19 protein-coding genes are annotated in these 17,984 nt (G+C 70.7%); 18 read left to right on the top strand and 1 reads right to left on the bottom strand.

Annotation, left to right across the window (positions count from 1 at the left end):
- The first annotated feature begins 94 nt into the window (after positions 1–94).
- From M5362_RS30865 to nusB, 7 genes are all read left to right on the top strand, one after another.
- Positions 95–613 carry a shikimate kinase gene (locus M5362_RS30865; protein WP_260231143.1) on the top strand — a complete coding sequence of 173 codons (519 nt, stop codon included), beginning with the start codon at positions 95–97 and terminating at the stop codon, positions 611–613.
- Positions 610–1,704: a 3-dehydroquinate synthase gene (gene aroB, locus M5362_RS30860; protein ID WP_260231142.1), complete on the top strand. Its 1,095-nt coding sequence runs from the start codon at positions 610–612 to the stop codon at positions 1,702–1,704. The genes M5362_RS30865 and aroB overlap by 4 nt, the downstream gene beginning before the upstream one ends.
- Positions 1,701–2,147, top strand: coding sequence for a type II 3-dehydroquinate dehydratase (gene aroQ, locus M5362_RS30855; protein ID WP_260231140.1), 447 nt, complete (start codon positions 1,701–1,703; stop codon positions 2,145–2,147). Before aroB ends, aroQ begins: the two co-directional genes overlap by 4 nt.
- A 122-nt stretch (positions 2,148–2,269) precedes the next feature.
- On the top strand, positions 2,270–3,184 hold the full coding sequence (locus M5362_RS30850; RefSeq protein WP_260231138.1) for an ATP-binding protein: 915 nt from the start codon (positions 2,270–2,272) through the stop codon (positions 3,182–3,184).
- A gap of 77 nt (positions 3,185–3,261) precedes the next feature.
- Positions 3,262–4,368: an aminopeptidase P family protein gene (locus tag M5362_RS30845; protein WP_260231137.1), complete on the top strand. Its 1,107-nt coding sequence runs from the start codon at positions 3,262–3,264 to the stop codon at positions 4,366–4,368.
- A gap of 48 nt (positions 4,369–4,416) precedes the next feature.
- Positions 4,417–4,983: an elongation factor P gene (efp, locus tag M5362_RS30840; RefSeq protein ID WP_260231136.1), complete on the top strand. Its 567-nt coding sequence runs from the start codon at positions 4,417–4,419 to the stop codon at positions 4,981–4,983.
- 2 nt (positions 4,984–4,985) lie between these two features.
- On the top strand, positions 4,986–5,417 hold the full coding sequence (gene nusB, locus M5362_RS30835) for a transcription antitermination factor NusB (protein ID WP_260231135.1): 432 nt from the start codon (positions 4,986–4,988) through the stop codon (positions 5,415–5,417).
- Between the two features lie 238 nt (positions 5,418–5,655).
- On the opposite strand, the gene bldD is transcribed toward nusB, so the two are convergent.
- Entirely contained in the window at positions 5,656–6,156 is a 501-nt protein-coding gene (gene bldD / locus M5362_RS30830) for a transcriptional regulator BldD (protein WP_005319862.1), read from the bottom strand.
- Positions 6,157–6,410: 254 nt separating this feature from the next.
- On the opposite strand from bldD, the gene pyrR reads away from it, so the two are divergent.
- The 11 genes from pyrR (at position 6,411) to rpoZ (ending at position 17,937) form a co-directional block, all read left to right on the top strand.
- Positions 6,411–6,974 carry a bifunctional pyr operon transcriptional regulator/uracil phosphoribosyltransferase PyrR gene (pyrR, locus tag M5362_RS30825; RefSeq protein ID WP_260231134.1) on the top strand — a complete coding sequence of 188 codons (564 nt, stop codon included), beginning with the start codon at positions 6,411–6,413 and terminating at the stop codon, positions 6,972–6,974.
- A 119-nt stretch (positions 6,975–7,093) separates the two neighbouring features.
- Complete coding sequence (locus tag M5362_RS30815; RefSeq protein WP_260231132.1) at positions 7,094–8,074, top strand: aspartate carbamoyltransferase catalytic subunit; 981 nt, start codon at positions 7,094–7,096, stop codon at positions 8,072–8,074.
- Between the two features lie 2 nt (positions 8,075–8,076).
- The gene (locus tag M5362_RS30810; protein WP_260231149.1) at positions 8,077–9,363 is read left to right on the top strand and encodes a dihydroorotase; all 1,287 of its coding nucleotides are present in this window, start codon (positions 8,077–8,079) and stop codon (positions 9,361–9,363) included.
- Positions 9,360–9,926, top strand: a complete 567-nt coding sequence (locus M5362_RS30805; RefSeq protein WP_260231131.1) for a hypothetical protein — start codon at positions 9,360–9,362, stop codon at positions 9,924–9,926. Before M5362_RS30810 ends, M5362_RS30805 begins: the two co-directional genes overlap by 4 nt.
- Positions 9,923–11,086 (top strand): glutamine-hydrolyzing carbamoyl-phosphate synthase small subunit, encoded by a 1,164-nt coding sequence (carA, locus tag M5362_RS30800; RefSeq protein WP_260231130.1) that lies wholly within the window; start codon positions 9,923–9,925, stop codon positions 11,084–11,086. The genes M5362_RS30805 and carA overlap by 4 nt, the downstream gene beginning before the upstream one ends.
- Positions 11,079–14,387 carry a carbamoyl-phosphate synthase large subunit gene (gene carB, locus M5362_RS30795; protein WP_260231127.1) on the top strand — a complete coding sequence of 1,103 codons (3,309 nt, stop codon included), beginning with the start codon at positions 11,079–11,081 and terminating at the stop codon, positions 14,385–14,387. Before carA ends, carB begins: the two co-directional genes overlap by 8 nt.
- A gap of 55 nt (positions 14,388–14,442) precedes the next feature.
- Entirely contained in the window at positions 14,443–15,552 is a 1,110-nt protein-coding gene (locus M5362_RS30790; protein WP_260231126.1) for a quinone-dependent dihydroorotate dehydrogenase, read from the top strand.
- Positions 15,549–16,385 (top strand): orotidine-5'-phosphate decarboxylase, encoded by an 837-nt coding sequence (gene pyrF, locus M5362_RS30785; RefSeq protein ID WP_260231125.1) that lies wholly within the window; start codon positions 15,549–15,551, stop codon positions 16,383–16,385. The genes M5362_RS30790 and pyrF overlap by 4 nt, the downstream gene beginning before the upstream one ends.
- A gap of 272 nt (positions 16,386–16,657) precedes the next feature.
- A complete protein-coding gene (locus tag M5362_RS30780; protein ID WP_030693098.1) occupies positions 16,658–16,981 on the top strand; it encodes an integration host factor in 324 nt (107 codons plus the stop codon).
- Between the two features lie 49 nt (positions 16,982–17,030).
- Positions 17,031–17,594: a guanylate kinase gene (gmk, locus tag M5362_RS30775; RefSeq protein WP_260231124.1), complete on the top strand. Its 564-nt coding sequence runs from the start codon at positions 17,031–17,033 to the stop codon at positions 17,592–17,594.
- A gap of 70 nt (positions 17,595–17,664) precedes the next feature.
- A complete protein-coding gene (rpoZ, locus tag M5362_RS30770; protein WP_005319902.1) occupies positions 17,665–17,937 on the top strand; it encodes a DNA-directed RNA polymerase subunit omega in 273 nt (90 codons plus the stop codon).
- The last annotated feature ends 47 nt before the right edge of the window (positions 17,938–17,984 follow it).

The raw sequence follows: 17,984 nt of genomic DNA, 5'->3' as shown, positions 1-17,984 counted from the left end.
TCCTCGCGGACGCGGTGGTGGAGAAGTTCGGCGGGGACAGTGTTCCGGAGACCCGCCGCAATGTGCGCTCGTACCTCGACCACCTCCAGATCCGGTGACCGCACCCCTGATCGTCCTGGTCGGCCCCATGGGGTCCGGCAAGTCCACGGTGGGCGCGCTCCTCGCCGAGCTGCTCGACGTGCCCTACCGGGACACCGACGCCGACATCGTCGCCGCCCAGGGCCGTGAGATCGCGGACATCTTCATCGAGGAGGGCGAGGAGCACTTCCGCGCCCTTGAACGGGAGGCCGTGCGCACCGCGGTCGCCGAGCACGAGGGCGTCCTCGCGCTCGGCGGCGGCGCGATCCTGGACGACGGCACCCGCGAACTCCTCGGTGGACTGCCCGTCGCCTATCTCGCGATGGATGTCGAGGAGGCCGTCCGGCGTGTCGGCCTCAACACCGCGCGACCGCTGCTCGCCGTCAATCCGCGCCGTCAGTGGCGCGACATGATGGAGGCGCGCCGCCATCTGTACACCGAAGTCGCCCGGGTGGTCGTGGCCACCGACGGACGCACGCCCGAAGAGGTCGCGGACGCGGTCCTCGACGCTCTGGAGCTGAAGAAGGACGTATGACGGACCAGGAAGTGACCCGGATCCAGGTCGGCGGTTCGGCGGGTACGGATCCCTACGAGGTACTGGTCGGGCGGCAGCTGCTGGCCGAGCTGCCCGGCCTGATCGGGAGCAGGGCGAAGCGGGTCGCGGTGATCCACCCCGAGGCGCTGGCCGAGACCGGTGAGGCGCTGCGCGCCGATCTCGCCGGGCAGGGCTTCGAGGCGGTGGCGATCCAGGTGCCGAACGCGGAGGAGGCCAAGACTGCCGAGGTCGCGGCGTACTGCTGGAAGGCGCTGGGCCAGACCGGTTTCACCCGTACCGATGTGATCGTCGGCGTGGGTGGCGGGGCGACGACGGATCTGGCCGGTTTCGTGGCGGCCACGTGGCTGCGCGGGGTGCGGTGGATCGCCGTGCCGACGACCGTGCTGGCGATGGTCGACGCGGCCGTCGGCGGGAAGACCGGGATCAACACCGCCGAGGGCAAGAACCTGGTCGGGGCGTTCCACCCGCCGGCCGGGGTGCTGTGCGACCTGGCGGCGCTGGACTCGCTGCCGGTCCACGACTACGTCAGCGGCATGGCGGAGATCATCAAGGCCGGTTTCATCGCCGACCCGGTGATCCTGGACCTGGTCGAGGAGGATCCGCAGGCCGCCCGCACGCCGGCCGGTCCCCACACGGCGGAGCTGATCGTCCGTTCGATCCGGGTCAAGGCCGAGGTCGTCTCGGGTGACCTGAAGGAGTCGGGCCGCCGGGAGATCCTGAACTACGGTCACACGCTGGCGCACGCGATCGAGAAGAACGAGCGCTACAAGTGGCGTCACGGAGCCGCCGTGTCGGTCGGGATGGTGTTCGCCGCCGAGCTGGGCCGGCTGGCCGGCCGCCTGGACGACGCGACGGCGGACCGGCACCGCACCATCCTGGAGTCCGTCGGCCTGCCGCTCAGCTACCGCGGCGACCAGTGGCCCAAGCTCCTGGAGGCGATGAAGGTCGACAAGAAGTCCCGCGGCGACCTGCTCCGCTTCATCGTCCTCGACGGACTCGGCAAGCCCACCGTCCTCGAAGGCCCCGACCCCGCCGTCCTCGTCGCCGCCTACGGCGAGGTGTCCGCGTGAGCGACCGCCGCAGCGTCCTCGTGCTGAACGGCCCGAACCTCGGCCGGCTGGGCTCCCGCGAGCCCGACATCTACGGCGCCACGTCGTACAAGGGCCTGGTGGAGTCCTGCCGGACCCTCGGTGAGGAGCTCGGCTTCGACGTGGAGGTCCGGGAGACCAACGACGAGGGCGAGATGATCCGCTGGCTGCACGAGGCCGCGGACCGATCGGTTCCGGTCGTTCTCAACCCGGGTGCGTTCACGCACTACTCGTACGGGATGCGCGACGCGGCCGCCCAGCGGACCGCGCCGCTGATCGAGGTGCACATCTCGAACCCGTACACCCGGGAGGAGTTCCGGCACACGTCGGTCGTCGCCGCGGTGGCGACCGGGACCGTGGCCGGATTCGGGATCGGCTCCTACCGGCTGGCGCTGCGGGCGCTGGCCGAGGAACTGACCGACTGACAGCCCGCCGTGCCGAAGTGGCAGGCAGGGCACTCTTGACCGCCCCCGGCCGTTCCCCCTGCGGGGGCCGGGGGCGGTAACGTACCCGGAAGTATCGGCCGTACGAGACGGAGTGGCACCGGATGCAGCACGCAGTGGGGGCTCCGTTGCCACCCGACCCCTCGGGCTGGACGCCCGGCGCCGGCCGACCCCCCGTGCCGCCAGCGCCACAAGGCGGCCACCAGGCGCCGCACCCCCACCCCCACCCCCACCCTCAGCCGCAGTCGCCGCCGCACGCCGGACCGCCCGGGCCGTCCGCGGCCCCGCAGGCTCCCGGTTCGGCCGCCCCGTACTCCGCTCCGCCCGCTCCCGGCTGGGGCTCCGCAGGCGTACCGGCGCACCCCGGGCAGCCCGGTTCTCCGCAGCGCGACGTCACCGGACACGTACCGCTGCCGCCCGTCGCCCTCCCCGTACCGCCGCCCGCCGAGCCCGGCACCGGCGCGGCCACCCTCGCCGTGCTCCTGATCGGCCCCGCAGGCGCCGGCAAGACGACCGTCGCCCGGCACTGGGCCCAGCGCCGACGCGTGCCCACCGCCCACATCAGCCTCGACGACGTCCGTGAATGGGTCTGCTCCGGCTTCGCCGACCCCCAGTCGGGCTGGAACGAGCACTCCGAGGCCCAGTACCGCCTGGCCCGCCGCACCTGCGGTTTCGCCGCCCGCAACTTCCTGGCCAACGGCATCTCCTGCATCGTCGACGACGCCGTCTTCCCGGACCGCCCCGTCGTCGGCCTCGGGGGCTGGAAGCGGCACGTGGGCCCGGGGCTGCTTCCGGTCGTCCTGCTTCCCGGCCTGGAGATCGTCCTGGAGCGGAACGCCGAGCGCAGCGGCAACCGGCGGCTCTCGGACGAGGAGGTCGCCTCCATACACGGCCGGATGGCCGGCTGGTACGGATCCGGCCTGCCGATCATCGACAACTCCACGTACGACGTCGAGACCACCGCCCGTGTCCTCGACGAGGTCCTGGCCCGTTCGATAGCGAGCCCGCCCGCCTGGTGACGGCCGAAGGGGCCGGCCGTGGCCCGGTCGGCCGCGCTGAGCGGGCCGGGACGCCCGGCCCCTCGTAGGCTCGGAACATGTCAGAGGTGTATGCGGACCGCCGTGTGCGGCTGCGCGACCGGTGCGCGGCAGTCGGCAGCCCGGCGGCCCTGGTCTCCCGCCCCGCCAACGTCCGCTATCTCGCGGGCGGTTCACCCCCCGGCGCCGTCCTTCTGCTCGGTCCGGACGAGGACGTGCTGGTCTGCCCCACCGCCCCCGGCGGTGATCCGGCCGACGGGCGGCTCGACGAGCTGCTCCGCCAGTCCGTGCTGCCCGCGGCCGGCGGCGATCCGGCGGTCGCGGCGGTCGGCTTCGCCCGTAAGGCCGGTGCGGAGGCCCTCGCCGTGGAGGAGCACCATCTGACCGTGGCCCGCCACCGGGCGATGGGCTCGGTCGCGCCGCAGCTCCAGCTCGCCGATCTCGGCGGAGCCGTCGAGCAGCTGAGGATCGTCAAGGACGAGGACGAGATCGCCTGCCTGCGGATCGCCGCGGAGATCGCCGACCAGGCGCTGGGCGAGCTCCTCGAATCCATCCTCGTGGGCCGGACCGAGCGGCATCTCGCGCTCGAGCTGGAGCGCCGGCTCGTCGACCACGGCGCGGACGGCGCCGCGTTCCCGACCTCCGTGGGCACCGGCCCGAACTCCGGGCGCGGCGGCCACAAGCCCTCCGACCGCCGGGTCGAGGAGGGAGATTTCCTCTCCGTCTGCCTCGGCGCCAACTACCGTGGCTACCGGTGCGAGATCGGCCGTACGTTCGTCATCGGCACGACCCCCGCCGACTGGCAGATCGAGCTGTACGACCTCGTCTTCGCCGCTCAGCGCGCCGGACGGGAGTCGCTCGCCCCCGGCACCGAGTTCCGCGAGGTGGACCGCGCCGCCCGCCAGATCCTGGACGCGGCGGGCCACGGCGAGGCGGTTCCGCCGGTCACCGGGCACGGTGTCGGTCTCGAAATCGACGAGGACCCGCAGCTCGCACCCGCGGCCATGGGTAAACTGGACGCTTGTGTGCCGGTCACCGTCGAACCGGGGGTCCACCTCCCGGGCCGGGGCGGGGTCCGGATCGAAGACACGCTCGTCGTGCGCCAGGAGGCGGACGGCGGACCCGAGCTACTCACCATTACGACCAAGGAGCTGCTCGCGCTGTAGAGCGCGTTGGCCTCCCTGGTCCACGTCAGTCCAGGAGATTCCGCAACCGTGGCTTCCACGAACGACCTCAAGAACGGCATGGTGCTCAAGCTCGAAGGCGGCCAGCTCTGGTCCGTCGTCGAGTTCCAGCACGTCAAGCCCGGCAAGGGCCCGGCCTTCGTGCGCACCAAGCTCAAGAACGTGCTGTCCGGCAAGGTCGTCGACAAGACCTTCAACGCGGGCGTGAAGGTCGACACGGCCACCATCGACCGCCGCGACATGCAGTTCTCCTACATGGACGGCGACTACTTCGTCTTCATGGACATGGAGACCTACGACCAGCTGCACGTCGACCGCAAGGCCGTCGGTGACGCCGCCAACTTCCTGATCGAGGGCTTCACCGCCTCCGTCGCCCAGCACGAGGGCTCGGTGCTCTACGTCGAGCTCCCCGCCGCCGTCGTGCTGACCATCCAGCACACGGACCCGGGCGTCCAGGGCGACCGTTCCACCGGTGGCACCAAGCCCGCCACGCTGGAGACCGGCCACGAGATCCAGGTCCCGCTCTTCATCACCACCGGTGAGAAGATCAAGGTCGACACCCGCAGCAGCGACTACCTCGGCCGGGTGAACGACTAACCGTGGCTGCCCGCAGCAAGGCCCGTAAGCGTGCCTTCCAGATCCTCTTCGAGGCCGACCAGCGCGGTGCGTCCGTGCAGGAGGTCCTCGCGGACTGGGTCCGGCACGCACGGTCCGACGACCGTCAGCCGCCGGTCAACGAGTTCACGATGGTGCTGGTCGAGGGGTACGCGGAGTACGCGAACCGGATCGACGAGCTCATCGCCACCTACGCGGTGGACTGGGACCTGGACCGGATGCCGGTCGCCGACCGGAACATCGTGCGCCTCGGCGCGTACGAGCTGATCTGGCTGGACGAGACCCCGGACGCCGTGGCGATCGACGAGGCGGTGCAGCTCGCCAAGGAGTTCTCCACGGACGAGTCGCCGACCTTCGTCAACGGCCTGCTGGCCCGCTTCAAGGACCTGAAGCCGCGCCTGCGCCGGGAAGCCTGAGACGGCCCTCCCGCAGTCGAAGGGGCCCGCAGCACGATGCGCTGCGGGCCCCTTCGGCGTAGCTGTGAGGCCCCTGTGGCCCCTGGGACTCCTGGGACGCTCTGGGCCTCCGGCGGACCCGCTCCGGGCTCTCTCAGGGCCGCTCAGGCGATCTCCTGGTCCCCTCCGGGGCACAGAGAAACCGCCGGGGCGGGGAAGGCCCTCAGGCCCTTCCCCGCCCCGGCGGCAACGTTTCTGCTCAGCTCTCCTCGTGGGCGACCGCGCGACGCGCGTCGGCGTCCAGGACGCCCCAGCTGATCAGCTGCTCGGTCAGCACCGAGGGCGACTGGTCGTAGATGACCGCGAGCGTGCGCAGGTCGTCCTGGCGGATCGACAGCACCTTGCCGTTGTAGTCGCCGCGCTGGGATTGGATCGTCGCCGCGTAGCGCTGCAGGGGACCGGCCTTCTCCTGCGGGACGTGGGCCAGACGCTCCAGGTCGAGGACGAGCTTCGGCGGCGGCTCGGCGGCCCCGCCGGGGGTCGTGCCGGGCAGGAGCTCCTGCACCGGAACGCCGTAGAAGTCCGCAAGCTCGGCGAGGCGCTGCACCGTCACGGCGCGGTCACCACGCTCGTACGAGCCGACCACGACGGCCTTCCAGCGGCCCTGGGACTTCTCTTCCACACCGTGGAGGGAAAGGCCCTGCTGGGTGCGGATGGCACGGAGCTTGGCCCCGAGCTGCTTTGCGTATTCGCTGGACATATAGCTCCCCGGACGCTGGACGCTGTAGACAACGTGCGGCTCCGCCGCCTGGCTGGTAACTCACTGTGAGGTTACGCAGCGTTACTCTCCTCCGTCAAGCCGAATGGTCCATACCGCCCCCTCCCGGGGGACGGCGCCCGGAGTGGCGGCAGGGTGGTGAGCAGGGCACTCACCCGCCCCTGGTAGAGTCGATGGCGCAAATCCGACGTCCTTTAAGGTCCGTCCCGTGAGGCGGAGAAGGAGGTCCGTTTCATATGGACGCACAGCAGCACTCCGATGCGGCACGCCCGGTTCTCGAGGGCCCCGACATCGCGCGGGTCCTGACCCGCATCGCCCACGAGATCGTCGAGCGCGCCAAGGGCGCCGACGACGTGGTCCTCCTCGGCATCCCGACGCGCGGCGTCTTCCTCGCCCGCCGGCTGGCCGACAAGCTCGCCGAGATCACCGGACGCAAGATCCCGGTCGGCTCGCTCGACATCACCATGTACCGCGACGACCTGCGGATGAAGCCCGCCCGGGCCATCGGCCGCACCGAGATCCCCGGTGACGGCATCGACGGCCGCCTGGTCGTCCTCGTCGACGACGTGCTCTTCTCCGGCCGTACGATCCGCGCCGCGCTCGACGCGCTCGGCGACATCGGCCGCCCGCGCGCCGTCCAGCTCGCGGTCCTCGTCGACCGCGGCCACCGCGAACTTCCGATCCGCGCCGACTACGTCGGCAAGAACCTCCCCACGTCGCTGCGCGAGACGGTCAAGGTCCAGCTCGCCGAGGAGGACGGTCGCGACACCGTGCTGCTCGGCAGCAGGACCTCCGCCTAGCCGACCGGCCGGGCCCGGACCTCCCGACGGGTCCAGGGCACACCCCTGCGCGCCCGCACCCGACGGGGCTCCCGGGACACCCCCGGACCCCCCACCTCCTTACGACGGAGAACACCCCGATGATGCGTCACCTCATCTCGGCCGCCGACCTCACGCGCGACGACGCCGTCCTCATCCTCGACACCGCCGAGGAGATGGCGCGGGTCGCCGACCGGCCGATCAAGAAGCTGCCCACGCTGCGCGGCCGGACGATCTGCAACCTCTTCTTCGAGGACTCCACCCGTACCCGCATCTCCTTCGAGGCCGCAGAGAAGCGCCTCTCCGCCGACGTGATCAACTTCGCGGCCAAGGGCTCCAGCGTCTCCAAGGGCGAGTCCCTCAAGGACACCGCGCAGACCCTGGAGGCGATGGGCGTCGACGCCGTCGTCATCCGCCACGGCGCCTCCGGAGCCCCGTACCGCCTCGCGACCTCCGGCTGGATCGACGCCCCCGTCATCAACGCCGGCGACGGCACCCACCAGCACCCCACCCAGGCCCTGCTGGACGCCTTCACCATGCGCCGCCGCCTCGTCGGCCGCGACGCGGGCCTCGGCCAGGACCTCGCGGGCAAGCGCATCACCCTCGTCGGCGACGTCCTGCACAGCCGGGTCGCCCGCTCCAACGTCGACCTGCTGCACACCCTCGGCGCCGAGGTCACCCTGGTGGCCCCGCCCACCCTCGTCCCCGTCGGTGTCGAGACCTGGCCCTGCGAGATCAGCTACGACCTCGACAGCGTGCTGCCCAAGTCGGACGCGGTGATGATGCTGCGTGTGCAGCGCGAGCGGATGAACGCCGCCTTCTTCCCGACCGAGCGCGAGTACTCGCGGCGGTACGGGCTCGACGGCGAGCGGATGGCGAGGATGCCCGAGCACGCGATCGTCATGCACCCCGGCCCGATGGTCCGCGGTATGGAGATCACCGCCGAGGTCGCCGACTCCGACCGCTGCACGGTCGTCGAGCAGGTCGCCAACGGCGTCTCCATCCGTATGGCCGTCCTCTACCTGCTTCTGGGCGGAAACGACTCCGCCGTCACCCAGACCCGTACCGAGGAGAGCAAGTAACCATGAGCAAGATCCTTATCCGCGGTGCCAAGGTGCTGGGCGGCGAGGCCCAGGACGTCCTGATCGACGGCGAGACCATCGCCGAGGTCGGTACGGGCCTGTCGGCCGCGGGCGCGACGGTGATCGAGGCCGAGGGCCAGATCCTGCTGCCCGGCCTGGTCGACCTCCACACCCATCTGCGCGAGCCCGGCCGCGAGGACTCCGAGACCGTCCTCACCGGTACCCGCGCCGCCGCCTCCGGCGGCTTCACCGCCGTCTTCGCCATGGCCAACACCTTCCCGGTCGCCGACACCGCCGGCGTCGTCGAGCAGGTCTACCGGCTCGGCAAGGAGTCCGGCTACTGCGACGTGCAGCCCATCGGCGCCGTCACCGTCGGCCTGGAGGGCAAGAAGCTCGCCGAGCTCGGCGCCATGCACGACTCCGCCGCCGGCGTCACCGTCTTCTCCGACGACGGCAAGTGCGTCGACGACGCCGTCATGATGCGCCGCGCCCTGGAGTACGTGAAGGCCTTCGGCGGTGTCGTCGCCCAGCACGCCCAGGAGCCCCGCCTCACCGAGGGCGCCCAGATGAACGAGGGTGTCGTCTCCGCCGAGCTCGGTCTCGGCGGCTGGCCGGCCGTCGCCGAGGAGTCGATCATCGCCCGCGACGTGCTGCTCGCCGAGCACGTCGGCTCCCGGGTCCACATCTGCCACCTCTCCACCGCCGGTTCGGTCGAGATCGTCCGCTGGGCCAAGTCCCGCGGCATCGACGTCACCGCCGAGGTCACCCCGCACCACCTCCTCCTCACCGACGAGATGGTCCGGAGCTACAACCCGGTCTACAAGGTCAACCCGCCGCTGCGCACCGAGCGTGACGTGATGGCGCTGCGCGAGGCCCTGGCGGACGGCACGATCGACATCGTCGCCACCGACCACGCCCCCCATCCGCACGAGGACAAGGACTGCGAGTGGGCCGCGGCCGCCATGGGCATGGTCGGCCTGGAGACCGCGCTCTCCGTCGTCCAGCAGACGATGGTCGAGACCGGACTCCTCGACTGGGCCGGCGTTGCCGACCGGATGTCCGTCAAGCCCGCCGAGATCGGGCAGGCCAAGGGCCACGGACGCCCCGTCTCGGCAGGTGAGCCCGCGAACCTGACCCTGGTCGATCCGGCATACCGTGGTCTCGTGGACCCCGCGGGCTTCGCCTCCCGCAGCCGCAACACTCCGTACGAGGGGCGCGAGCTGCCGGGGCGTGTCACCCACACGTTCCTGCGGGGCCGGGCAACGGTCGTGGACGGGAAGCTGGCGTGACACTCATCGAACTGGCCGCCGAGGCCGAACAGAAGTCGGCGGAGGTGACCGACTGGGCCGGGCGGCTCGGCTGGGTCGCGGGACTCCTGCTCTTCATCGCCTTCGTCTACTGGCTGATGCGCCAGGGATGGAAGTGGCGGGGCAGCCTCCAGTCGGACCTCCCCGAACTGCCGGGAATGCCCGAGAACGCCGGTGAGGCGAGACTGAAGCTCTCCGGCCGGTACCACGGCTCGACCACGGCCGGGCAGTGGCTCGACCGGATCGTCGCCCACGGTCTCGGCACCCGCAGCCGCGTCGAGCTCACCCTCACGGACGCGGGGATCGAGGTCGTTCGCCCCGGGGCGAACGACTTCTTCGTCCCGGCCGCGGCCCTGCGCGAGGCCCGGCTCGACAAGGGCATCGCGGGCAAGGTACTCGCCGAGGGCGGGCTGCTGATCGTCACGTGGGCGCACGGCGAGAAGCTGCTCGACTCCGGCTTCCGGTCCGACCGGGCGGCGGAGCACGCCACCTGGGTCGAGACCCTGAACAGCATGATCAAGACGACGGAAGGCACCGCACGATGACGACCTCCATCCAGGGAGCGGCCTCGCAGAGGCACAAGGCCGCTCCCGCCGTACTCGTCCTGGAGGACGGCCGCATCTTCCGCGGCCGCGCCTACGGGGCCGTGGGGGAGACCTTCGGCGAGGCCGTCTTCTCCACCGGCATGACCGGCTACCAGGAGACCCTCACCGACCCGTCGTACCACCGCCAGGTCGTCGTGATGACCGCCCCGCACGTCGGCAACACCGGCGTCAACGACGACGACCCCGAGTCCTCCCGTATCTGGGTCTCCGGTTACGTCGTCCGCGACCCCGCACGCGTCTCCTCCAACTGGCGCGCCAAGCGCTCGCTGGACGAGGAGCTGGCCGCCCAGGGCGTCGTCGGCATCTCCGGCATCGACACCCGCGCCCTCACCCGCCACCTGCGCGAGCGCGGCGCCATGCGCGTCGGCATCTTCTCCGGCGACGCCTGGACGGGCGTCCGGGACGAAGCCCTCCTCGCCAAGGTGAAGGCGGCCCCCCAGATGAAGGGCGCGAACCTCTCCGCCGAGGTCGCCACCAAGGAGACGTACGTCGTCCCCGCGATCGGCGAGAAGAAGTTCACCGTCGCCGCCGTCGACCTCGGCATCAAGGGCATGACCCCGCACCGGATGGCCGAGCGCGGCATCGAGGTGCACGTGCTGCCCGCCACCGCCACCGTCGAGGACGTCTACGCCGTCGCCCCGGACGGGGTGTTCTTCTCCAACGGCCCCGGCGACCCGGCCACCGCCGACCACGCCGTCTCCGTCATGCAGGGCGTGCTGGAGCGCAGGACGCCGCTCTTCGGCATCTGCTTCGGCAACCAGATCCTCGGCCGCTCGCTCGGCTTCGGCACCTACAAGCTGAAGTACGGCCACCGCGGCATCAACCAGCCGGTGCAGGACCGTACGACCGGCAAGGTCGAGGTCACCGCGCACAACCACGGCTTCGCCGTCGACGCGCCCCTCGACAAGGTCTCGGACACCCCCTACGGGCGTGCCGAGGTCTCGCACGTCTGCCTGAACGACAACGTGGTGGAAGGCCTCCAGCTGCTCGACCAGCCGGCCTTCTCCGTCCAGTACCACCCCGAGGCGGCCGCGGGCCCGCACGACGCCGCGTACCTCTTCGACCGCTTCGTATCCCTGATGGAGGCCGAGCGTGCCTAAGCGCACCGATATCCAGTCCGTCCTGGTCATCGGCTCCGGCCCGATCGTCATCGGCCAGGCCGCCGAGTTCGACTACTCCGGCACCCAGGCCTGCCGCATCCTCAAGGCCGAGGGCCTGCGGGTGATCCTGGTCAACTCCAACCCGGCGACGATCATGACCGACCCGGAGATCGCCGACGCCACCTACGTCGAGCCGATCACCCCCGAGTTCGTCGAGAAGATCATCGCCAAGGAGCGCCCCGACGCCCTCCTGCCCACCCTCGGCGGCCAGACCGCGCTCAACACCGCGATCTCCATGCACGAGCAGGGCGTCCTGGAGAAGTACGGCGTCGAGCTCATCGGCGCCAACGTGGAGGCCATCCACAAGGGCGAGGACCGCGACCTCTTCAAGGGCGTCGTCGAGGCCGTCAAGGCCAAGATCGGTTACGGCGAGTCCGCCCGCTCGGTCATCTGCCACACCATGGACGACGTCATCCAGGGCGTCGACACGCTCGGCGGCTACCCCGTCGTCGTCCGCCCCTCCTTCACCATGGGCGGCGCCGGCTCCGGCTTCGCCCACGACGAGGAAGAGCTGCGCCGCATCGCCGGCCAGGGCCTGACCCTGTCTCCCACCACCGAGGTGCTCCTGGAGGAGTCCATCCTCGGCTGGAAGGAGTACGAGCTGGAGCTGATGCGCGACAAGAACGACAACGTCGTGGTCGTCTGCTCCATCGAGAACTTCGACCCGATGGGCGTCCACACCGGCGACTCGATCACCGTCGCCCCGGCGATGACCCTCACCGACCGCGAGTACCAGCGGCTGCGGGACATCGGCATCGCGATCATCCGCGAGGTCGGCGTCGACACCGGCGGCTGCAACATCCAGTTCGCGGTCAACCCGGACGACGGCCGGATCATCGTCATCGAGATGAACCCGCGTGTCTCCCGGTCCTCCGCCCTCGCCTCCAAGGCGACCGGCTTCCCGATCGCGAAGATCGCGGCCCGGCTCGCCGTCGGCTACACGCTGGACGAGATCCCCAACGACATCACGGAGAAGACCCCGGCGTCCTTCGAGCCCACGCTCGACTACGTCGTCGTCAAGGCCCCGCGCTTCGCCTTCGAGAAGTTCCCGCAGGCCGACTCCACCCTCACCACCACCATGAAGTCGGTCGGCGAGGCCATGGCCATCGGCCGCAACTTCACCGAGGCCCTCCAGAAGGCCCTGCGCTCCCTGGAGAAGAAGGGCTCGCAGTTCGCCTTCACCGGCGAGCCCGGCGACAAGGCCGAGCTGCTGCGCGAGGCGGTCCGCCCGACCGACGGCCGCATCAACACGGTCATGCAGGCCATCCGCGCGGGAGCCACCCCCGAGGAGGTCTTCGAGGCCACGAAGATCGACCCCTGGTTCGTCGACCAGCTCTTCCTCATCAAGGAGATCGCCGACGAGCTGGCCGCCGCCGAGAAGCTCCAGCCCGAGCTGCTCGCCGAGGCCAAGCGCCACGGCTTCTCCGACGCCCAGATCGCCGACATCCGCGGCCTGCGCGAGGACGTCGTCCGCGAGGTCCGGCACGCCCTCGGCGTCCGGCCGGTCTACAAGACGGTCGACACCTGCGCCGCCGAGTTCGCCGCCAAGACGCCGTACTTCTACTCCTCGTACGACGAGGAGAGCGAGGTCGCGCCGCGCACCAAGCCCGCCGTGATCATCCTGGGCTCCGGCCCGAACCGCATCGGCCAGGGCATCGAGTTCGACTACTCCTGCGTCCACGCCTCCTTCGCGCTCAGCGACGCCGGCTACGAGACCGTGATGGTCAACTGCAACCCGGAGACCGTTTCCACCGACTACGACACCTCCGACCGCCTGTACTTCGAGCCGCTGACGCTGGAAGACGTGCTGGAGATCGTCCACGCCGAGACGCTGGCCGGACCCGTTGCCGGTGTCGTCGTCCAGCTCGGCGGCCAGACCCCGCTGGGCCTCTCCCAGGCCCTCAAGGACAACGGCGTGCCGGTCGTCGGCACCTCCCCGGAGGCCATCCACGCCGCCGAGGACCGCGGCGCCTTCGGCCAGGTCCTCGCCGAGGCGGGCCTCCCGGCCCCCAAGCACGGCACCGCGACCACCTTCGCCGGCGCCAAGGCCATCGCCGACGAGATCGGCTACCCCGTCCTCGTACGCCCCTCGTACGTGCTCGGCGGCCGCGGCATGGAGATCGTCTACGACGAGGCCCGCCTGGAGTCGTACATCGCCGAGTCCACCGAGATCAGCCCCACCCGGCCGGTCCTGGTCGACCGCTTCCTCGACGACGCCATCGAGATCGACGTCGACGCCCTCTACGACGGCCACGAGCTCTACCTCGGCGGCGTCATGGAGCACATCGAGGAGGCCGGCATCCACTCCGGCGACTCGGCCTGCGCCCTGCCCCCGATCACCCTCGGCGGCTTCGACATCAAGCGCCTGCGCACCTCCACGGAGGCCATCGCCAAGGGCGTCGGCGTCCGCGGCCTGATCAACATCCAGTTCGCGATGGCCGGCGACATCCTCTACGTCCTGGAGGCCAACCCGCGCGCCTCCCGGACCGTCCCCTTCACCTCGAAGGCGACCGCCGTGCCGCTGGCGAAGGCCGCCGCCCGCATCTCGCTGGGCGCCACCATCGCCGAGCTGCGCGCCGAGGGCCTGCTCCCGAAGACCGGCGACGGCGGCACCCTGCCGCTCGACGCGCCGATCTCCGTCAAGGAGGCCGTGATGCCGTGGACGCGCTTCCGCGACATCCAGGGACGCGGTGTGGACACCATCCTCGGCCCGGAGATGCGCTCCACCGGCGAGGTCATGGGCATCGACTCCGTCTTCGGCACGGCGTACGCCAAGTCGCAGGCCGGAGCCTACGGCCCGCTGCCCACCAAGGGCCGCGCCTTCATCTCCGTCGCCAACCGCGACAAGCGCTCGATGATCTTCCCGGCGCGCGAGCTGGTCGCCCACGGCTTCGAGCTGATGGCCACCTCGGGCACGGCGGAGGTGCTCAAGCGCAACGGCATCAACGCCACCGTCGTGCGCAAGCAGTCCGAGGGCGAGGGCCCGAACGGCGAGAAGACGATCGTCCAGCTGATCCACGACGGCCAGGTCGACCTGATCGTCAACACCCCGTACGGCACCGGTGGCCGCCTCGACGGCTACGACATCCGTACGGCGGCGGTCGCCCGCTCCGTCCCGTGTCTCACCACGGTCCAGGCGCTCGCCGCCGCCGTCCAGGGCATCGAGGCGCTCGGCCACGGCGACGTCGGCGTCCGCTCGCTCCAGGAACACGCGGAGCACCTGACCGCGGCCCGCGACTAGCAACCCACGAGGGGGACACCGGAAACGGTGTCCCCCTCTTGCTGAGGACACCCACATGTACAAGTTCTTCTTCCGTCTGGTCTTCAAGCGGATGGACCCGGAGCAGGCCCACCACCTGGCCTTCCGCTGGATCCGCCTGGCCGCCCGCGTCCCGGTGCTCCGCACCTTCGTCGCCGCCGCCCTCGCCCCCCGGTACAGGGAGCTGCGCACCGAGGCGCTCGGCCTGCGCATGCACGGCCCCTTCGGCCTCGCCGCCGGCTTCGACAAGAACGCCGTCGCCATCGACGGCATGTCGATGCTCGGCTTCGACCACGTCGAGATCGGCACGGTCACCGGCGAGGCCCAGCCCGGCAACCCCAGGAAGCGCCTCTTCCGGCTGATCCCGGACCGTGCGCTCATCAACCGCATGGGCTTCAACAACGAGGGCTCCGCCGCCGTCGCCGAGCGCCTCCACGCGCGCGTGCCGGTCTTCAGGACCGTCGTGGGCGTCAACATCGGCAAGACCAAGGTCGTCCCGGAGGCCGAGGCCGCCGCCGACTACGTGAAGTCCACCGAGCGCCTCGCCCGGCACGCCGACTACCTCGTCGTCAACGTCTCCTCCCCGAACACCCCGGGGCTGCGCAACCTCCAGGCCACGGAGTCCCTGCGCCCGCTGCTCACCGCGGTACGGGAGGCGGCCGACCGCACGGTCACCGACCGCCGCGTCCCGCTCCTGGTCAAGATCGCCCCCGACCTGGCGGACGAGGACGTCGACGCCGTCGCCGACCTGGCCCTGGAGCTCGGACTCGACGGCATCATCGCCACCAACACCACCATCGCCCGCGAGGGCCTCGGCCTGAAGTCCGACCCGGCGCTGGTCAAGGAGACCGGCGGACTGTCCGGCGCCCCCGTCAAGGAGCGCTCCCTTGCGGTGCTCAGGCGCCTCCACGCGCGCGTGGGCGACCGACTCGTCCTCGTGGGCGTCGGCGGCATCGAGAACGCCGAGGACGCCTGGCAGCGCATCCTGGCCGGCGCCACCCTGATCCAGGGGTACAGCGCCTTCATCTACGAGGGCCCGTTCTACGCCCGGGCGATCCACAAGGGCCTCGCGGCGCGCCTCGCCGCCTCCCCGTACGCCACCCTCGCCGAGGCCGTCGGCGCCGACTCCCGAAAGGCCACGCAGTGACTCTCTCCTTCGGCACCCGGCTGCGCACCGCCATGGACGAGCGGGGCCCGCTCTGCGTCGGCATCGACCCGCACGCCGCCCTGCTGGCCTCCTGGGGCCTGGACGACGACATCGCGGGCCTGGAGCGCTTCTCCCGTACGGTCGTCGAGGCCCTGGCCGACCAGGTCGCCGTCTTCAAGCCGCAGGCGGCCTTCTTCGAGCGCTTCGGCTCCAAGGGCCTCGCGGTCCTGGAGCGGACCGTCGCGGACGCGCGGGCGGCGGGCACGCTGGTCGTCATGGACGCCAAGCGCGGCGACATCGGCTCCACCATGGCCGCGTACGCCGAAGCCTTCCTCCGCAAGGACTCCCCGCTCTTCTCGGACGCGCTCACGGTCTCGCCGTACCTCGGCTACGGCTCCCTGAAGCCGGCCGTCGACCTGGCGCGGGAGTCCGGCGCGGGCCTCTTCGTCCTGGCCCTCACCTCCAACCCGGAGGGCGCGGAGGTCCAGCGGGCCGTCCGCGAGGACGGGCGCACCATCGGCGCGACCATGCTGGCCCACCTCGCCGAGGAGAACGCGGGGGAGACCCCCATGGGCTCCTTCGGCGCGGTGGTCGGTGCCACGCTGGGCGACCTGTCCTCGTTCGACCTGGACATCAACGGTCCGCTCCTGGCCCCCGGCCTCGGCGCGCAGGGCGCGACCCCGGCCGACCTCCCCGCGGTCTTCGGCGCCGCGGTCCGCAACGTGGTCCCCAACGTCAGCCGGGGCGTCCTGAAGCACGGTCCGGACACCGCCGCCCTGCGCTCCTCGGCGGAGCGCTACGCGACCGAAATCCGCGAGGCCGTCGCCGTCTGACCGGCTTCCCGGCCAATCCGCAGGTGAGAGCCGTCTCACTCCTTGACAAGATCCTTACCCAAAACCCGGTTGTTATGCCGGAAAAGTCCTGGTCGGTCGATGCTGACCAGGACTTTTCGCTTGTTCTCGCTGACTGGAGAGACATTGGCCGCTAGTCTCCGGGGCAGAGTCGGCGTTCAACGTCACATGCGTTGGTCGCTGCTCATGGTGTGGGGCGACCACGTTCCTCACCGGTCCGTATCCGACAGTTCGACATCCGAGGTGACGTAGGCGTGGCTCTTCCGCCCCTTACCCCTGAACAGCGCGCAGCCGCGCTCGAAAAGGCCGCCGCGGCTCGCCGGGAGCGGGCCGAGGTCAAGAATCGACTCAAGCACTCCGGCGCCTCCCTCCACGAGGTGATCAAGAGTGGCCAGGAGAACGACGTCATCGGCAAGATGAAGGTCTCCGCGCTGCTCGAGTCCCTCCCCGGCGTGGGCAAGGTCCGCGCCAAGCAGATCATGGAGCGACTCGGCATCTCCGAGAGCCGGCGCGTGCGCGGGCTCGGTTCCAACCAGATCGCCTCCCTGGAGCGCGAGTTCGGCAGCACCGGCGCCTGAGACGGGACCGCCGTCCCAGGCACCCCCGCAAAGCTGGAATAATCGCTGCATGGCAGCAGAGGTACGTCCGCGGCTGACCGTGCTCTCCGGCCCCTCCGGGGTGGGTAAGAGCACGGTCGTCGCTCATATGCGCAAGGTCCACCCCGAGGTCTGGCTCTCGGTGTCGGCCACGACACGAAAGCCGCGCCCCGGCGAGAAGCACGGTGTCCAGTACTTCTTCGTCACGGACGACGAATTCGACAAGCTGGTCGCCAACGGGGAACTCCTCGAATGGGCCGAGTTCGCGGGCAACCGCTACGGCACGCCGCGCGCCGCGGTCCTGGAGCGACTGGAGGCCGGCGAGCCGGTCCTCCTGGAGATCGACCTCCAGGGCGCCCGGCAGGTCAAGGAGTCCATGCCGGACTCGCAGCTGGTCTTCCTGGCCCCGCCGAGCTGGGACGAGCTCGTCCGCCGGCTCACCGGCCGGGGGACCGAGTCGCCCGAGGTCATCGAGCGCCGGCTGGAGGCCGCCAAGATCGAACTGGCCGCCGAGACGGAGTTCGACACCACCCTGGTCAACACCTCCGTCGAGGACGTGGCGCGTGAGCTGCTAGCCTTGATGAACGTTGTTTGATCTTTTTCTGATCACCTGGATCTGATCATCCCGATCAGCTCACCCAGAAGTTTCTTCGGAAGGCTAGAGCGTGTCCTCTTCCATCACCGCGCCCGAGGGCATCATCAACCCGCCGATCGACGAGCTGCTCGAGGCCACCGACTCGAAGTACAGCCTCGTGATCTACGCGGCCAAGCGCGCGCGTCAGATCAACGCGTACTACTCGCAGCTCGGCGAGGGCCTGCTCGAGTACGTCGGCCCCCTCGTCGACACGCACGTCCACGAGAAGCCGCTCTCGATCGCCCTGCGCGAGATCAACGCGGGTCTGCTGACCTCCGAGGCCATCGAGGGCCCGGCGCAGTAAGCACGCCAGAACGTAACGTTCGTCACCACAGGCCCGGCGGAACATCC

Source organism: Streptomyces sp. Je 1-79 (assembly GCF_025195125.1).
Lineage (GTDB): Bacteria > Actinomycetota > Actinomycetes > Streptomycetales > Streptomycetaceae > Streptomyces.
Note: the sequence above shows the minus strand (reverse complement) of the source record. Positions and strands in the feature narration are given on the sequence as shown.

Excerpts from the sequence above, each read along its gene's own strand:
- aroB (WP_260231142.1), top strand. The coding sequence starts at position 610 with ATGACGGACCAGGAAGTGACCCGGATCCAGGTCGGCGGTTCGGCGGGT.
- M5362_RS30850 (WP_260231138.1), top strand. The coding sequence starts at position 2,270 with ATGCAGCACGCAGTGGGGGCTCCGTTGCCACCCGACCCCTCGGGCTGG.
- M5362_RS30845 (WP_260231137.1), top strand. The coding sequence starts at position 3,262 with ATGTCAGAGGTGTATGCGGACCGCCGTGTGCGGCTGCGCGACCGGTGC.
- bldD (WP_005319862.1), bottom strand. The coding sequence starts at position 6,156 with ATGTCCAGCGAATACGCAAAGCAGCTCGGGGCCAAGCTCCGTGCCATC.
- pyrR (WP_260231134.1), top strand. The coding sequence starts at position 6,411 with ATGGACGCACAGCAGCACTCCGATGCGGCACGCCCGGTTCTCGAGGGC.
- M5362_RS30815 (WP_260231132.1), top strand. The coding sequence starts at position 7,094 with ATGATGCGTCACCTCATCTCGGCCGCCGACCTCACGCGCGACGACGCC.
- M5362_RS30810 (WP_260231149.1), top strand. The coding sequence starts at position 8,077 with ATGAGCAAGATCCTTATCCGCGGTGCCAAGGTGCTGGGCGGCGAGGCC.
- carA (WP_260231130.1), top strand. The coding sequence starts at position 9,923 with ATGACGACCTCCATCCAGGGAGCGGCCTCGCAGAGGCACAAGGCCGCT.
- M5362_RS30790 (WP_260231126.1), top strand. The coding sequence starts at position 14,443 with ATGTACAAGTTCTTCTTCCGTCTGGTCTTCAAGCGGATGGACCCGGAG.
- gmk (WP_260231124.1), top strand. The coding sequence starts at position 17,031 with ATGGCAGCAGAGGTACGTCCGCGGCTGACCGTGCTCTCCGGCCCCTCC.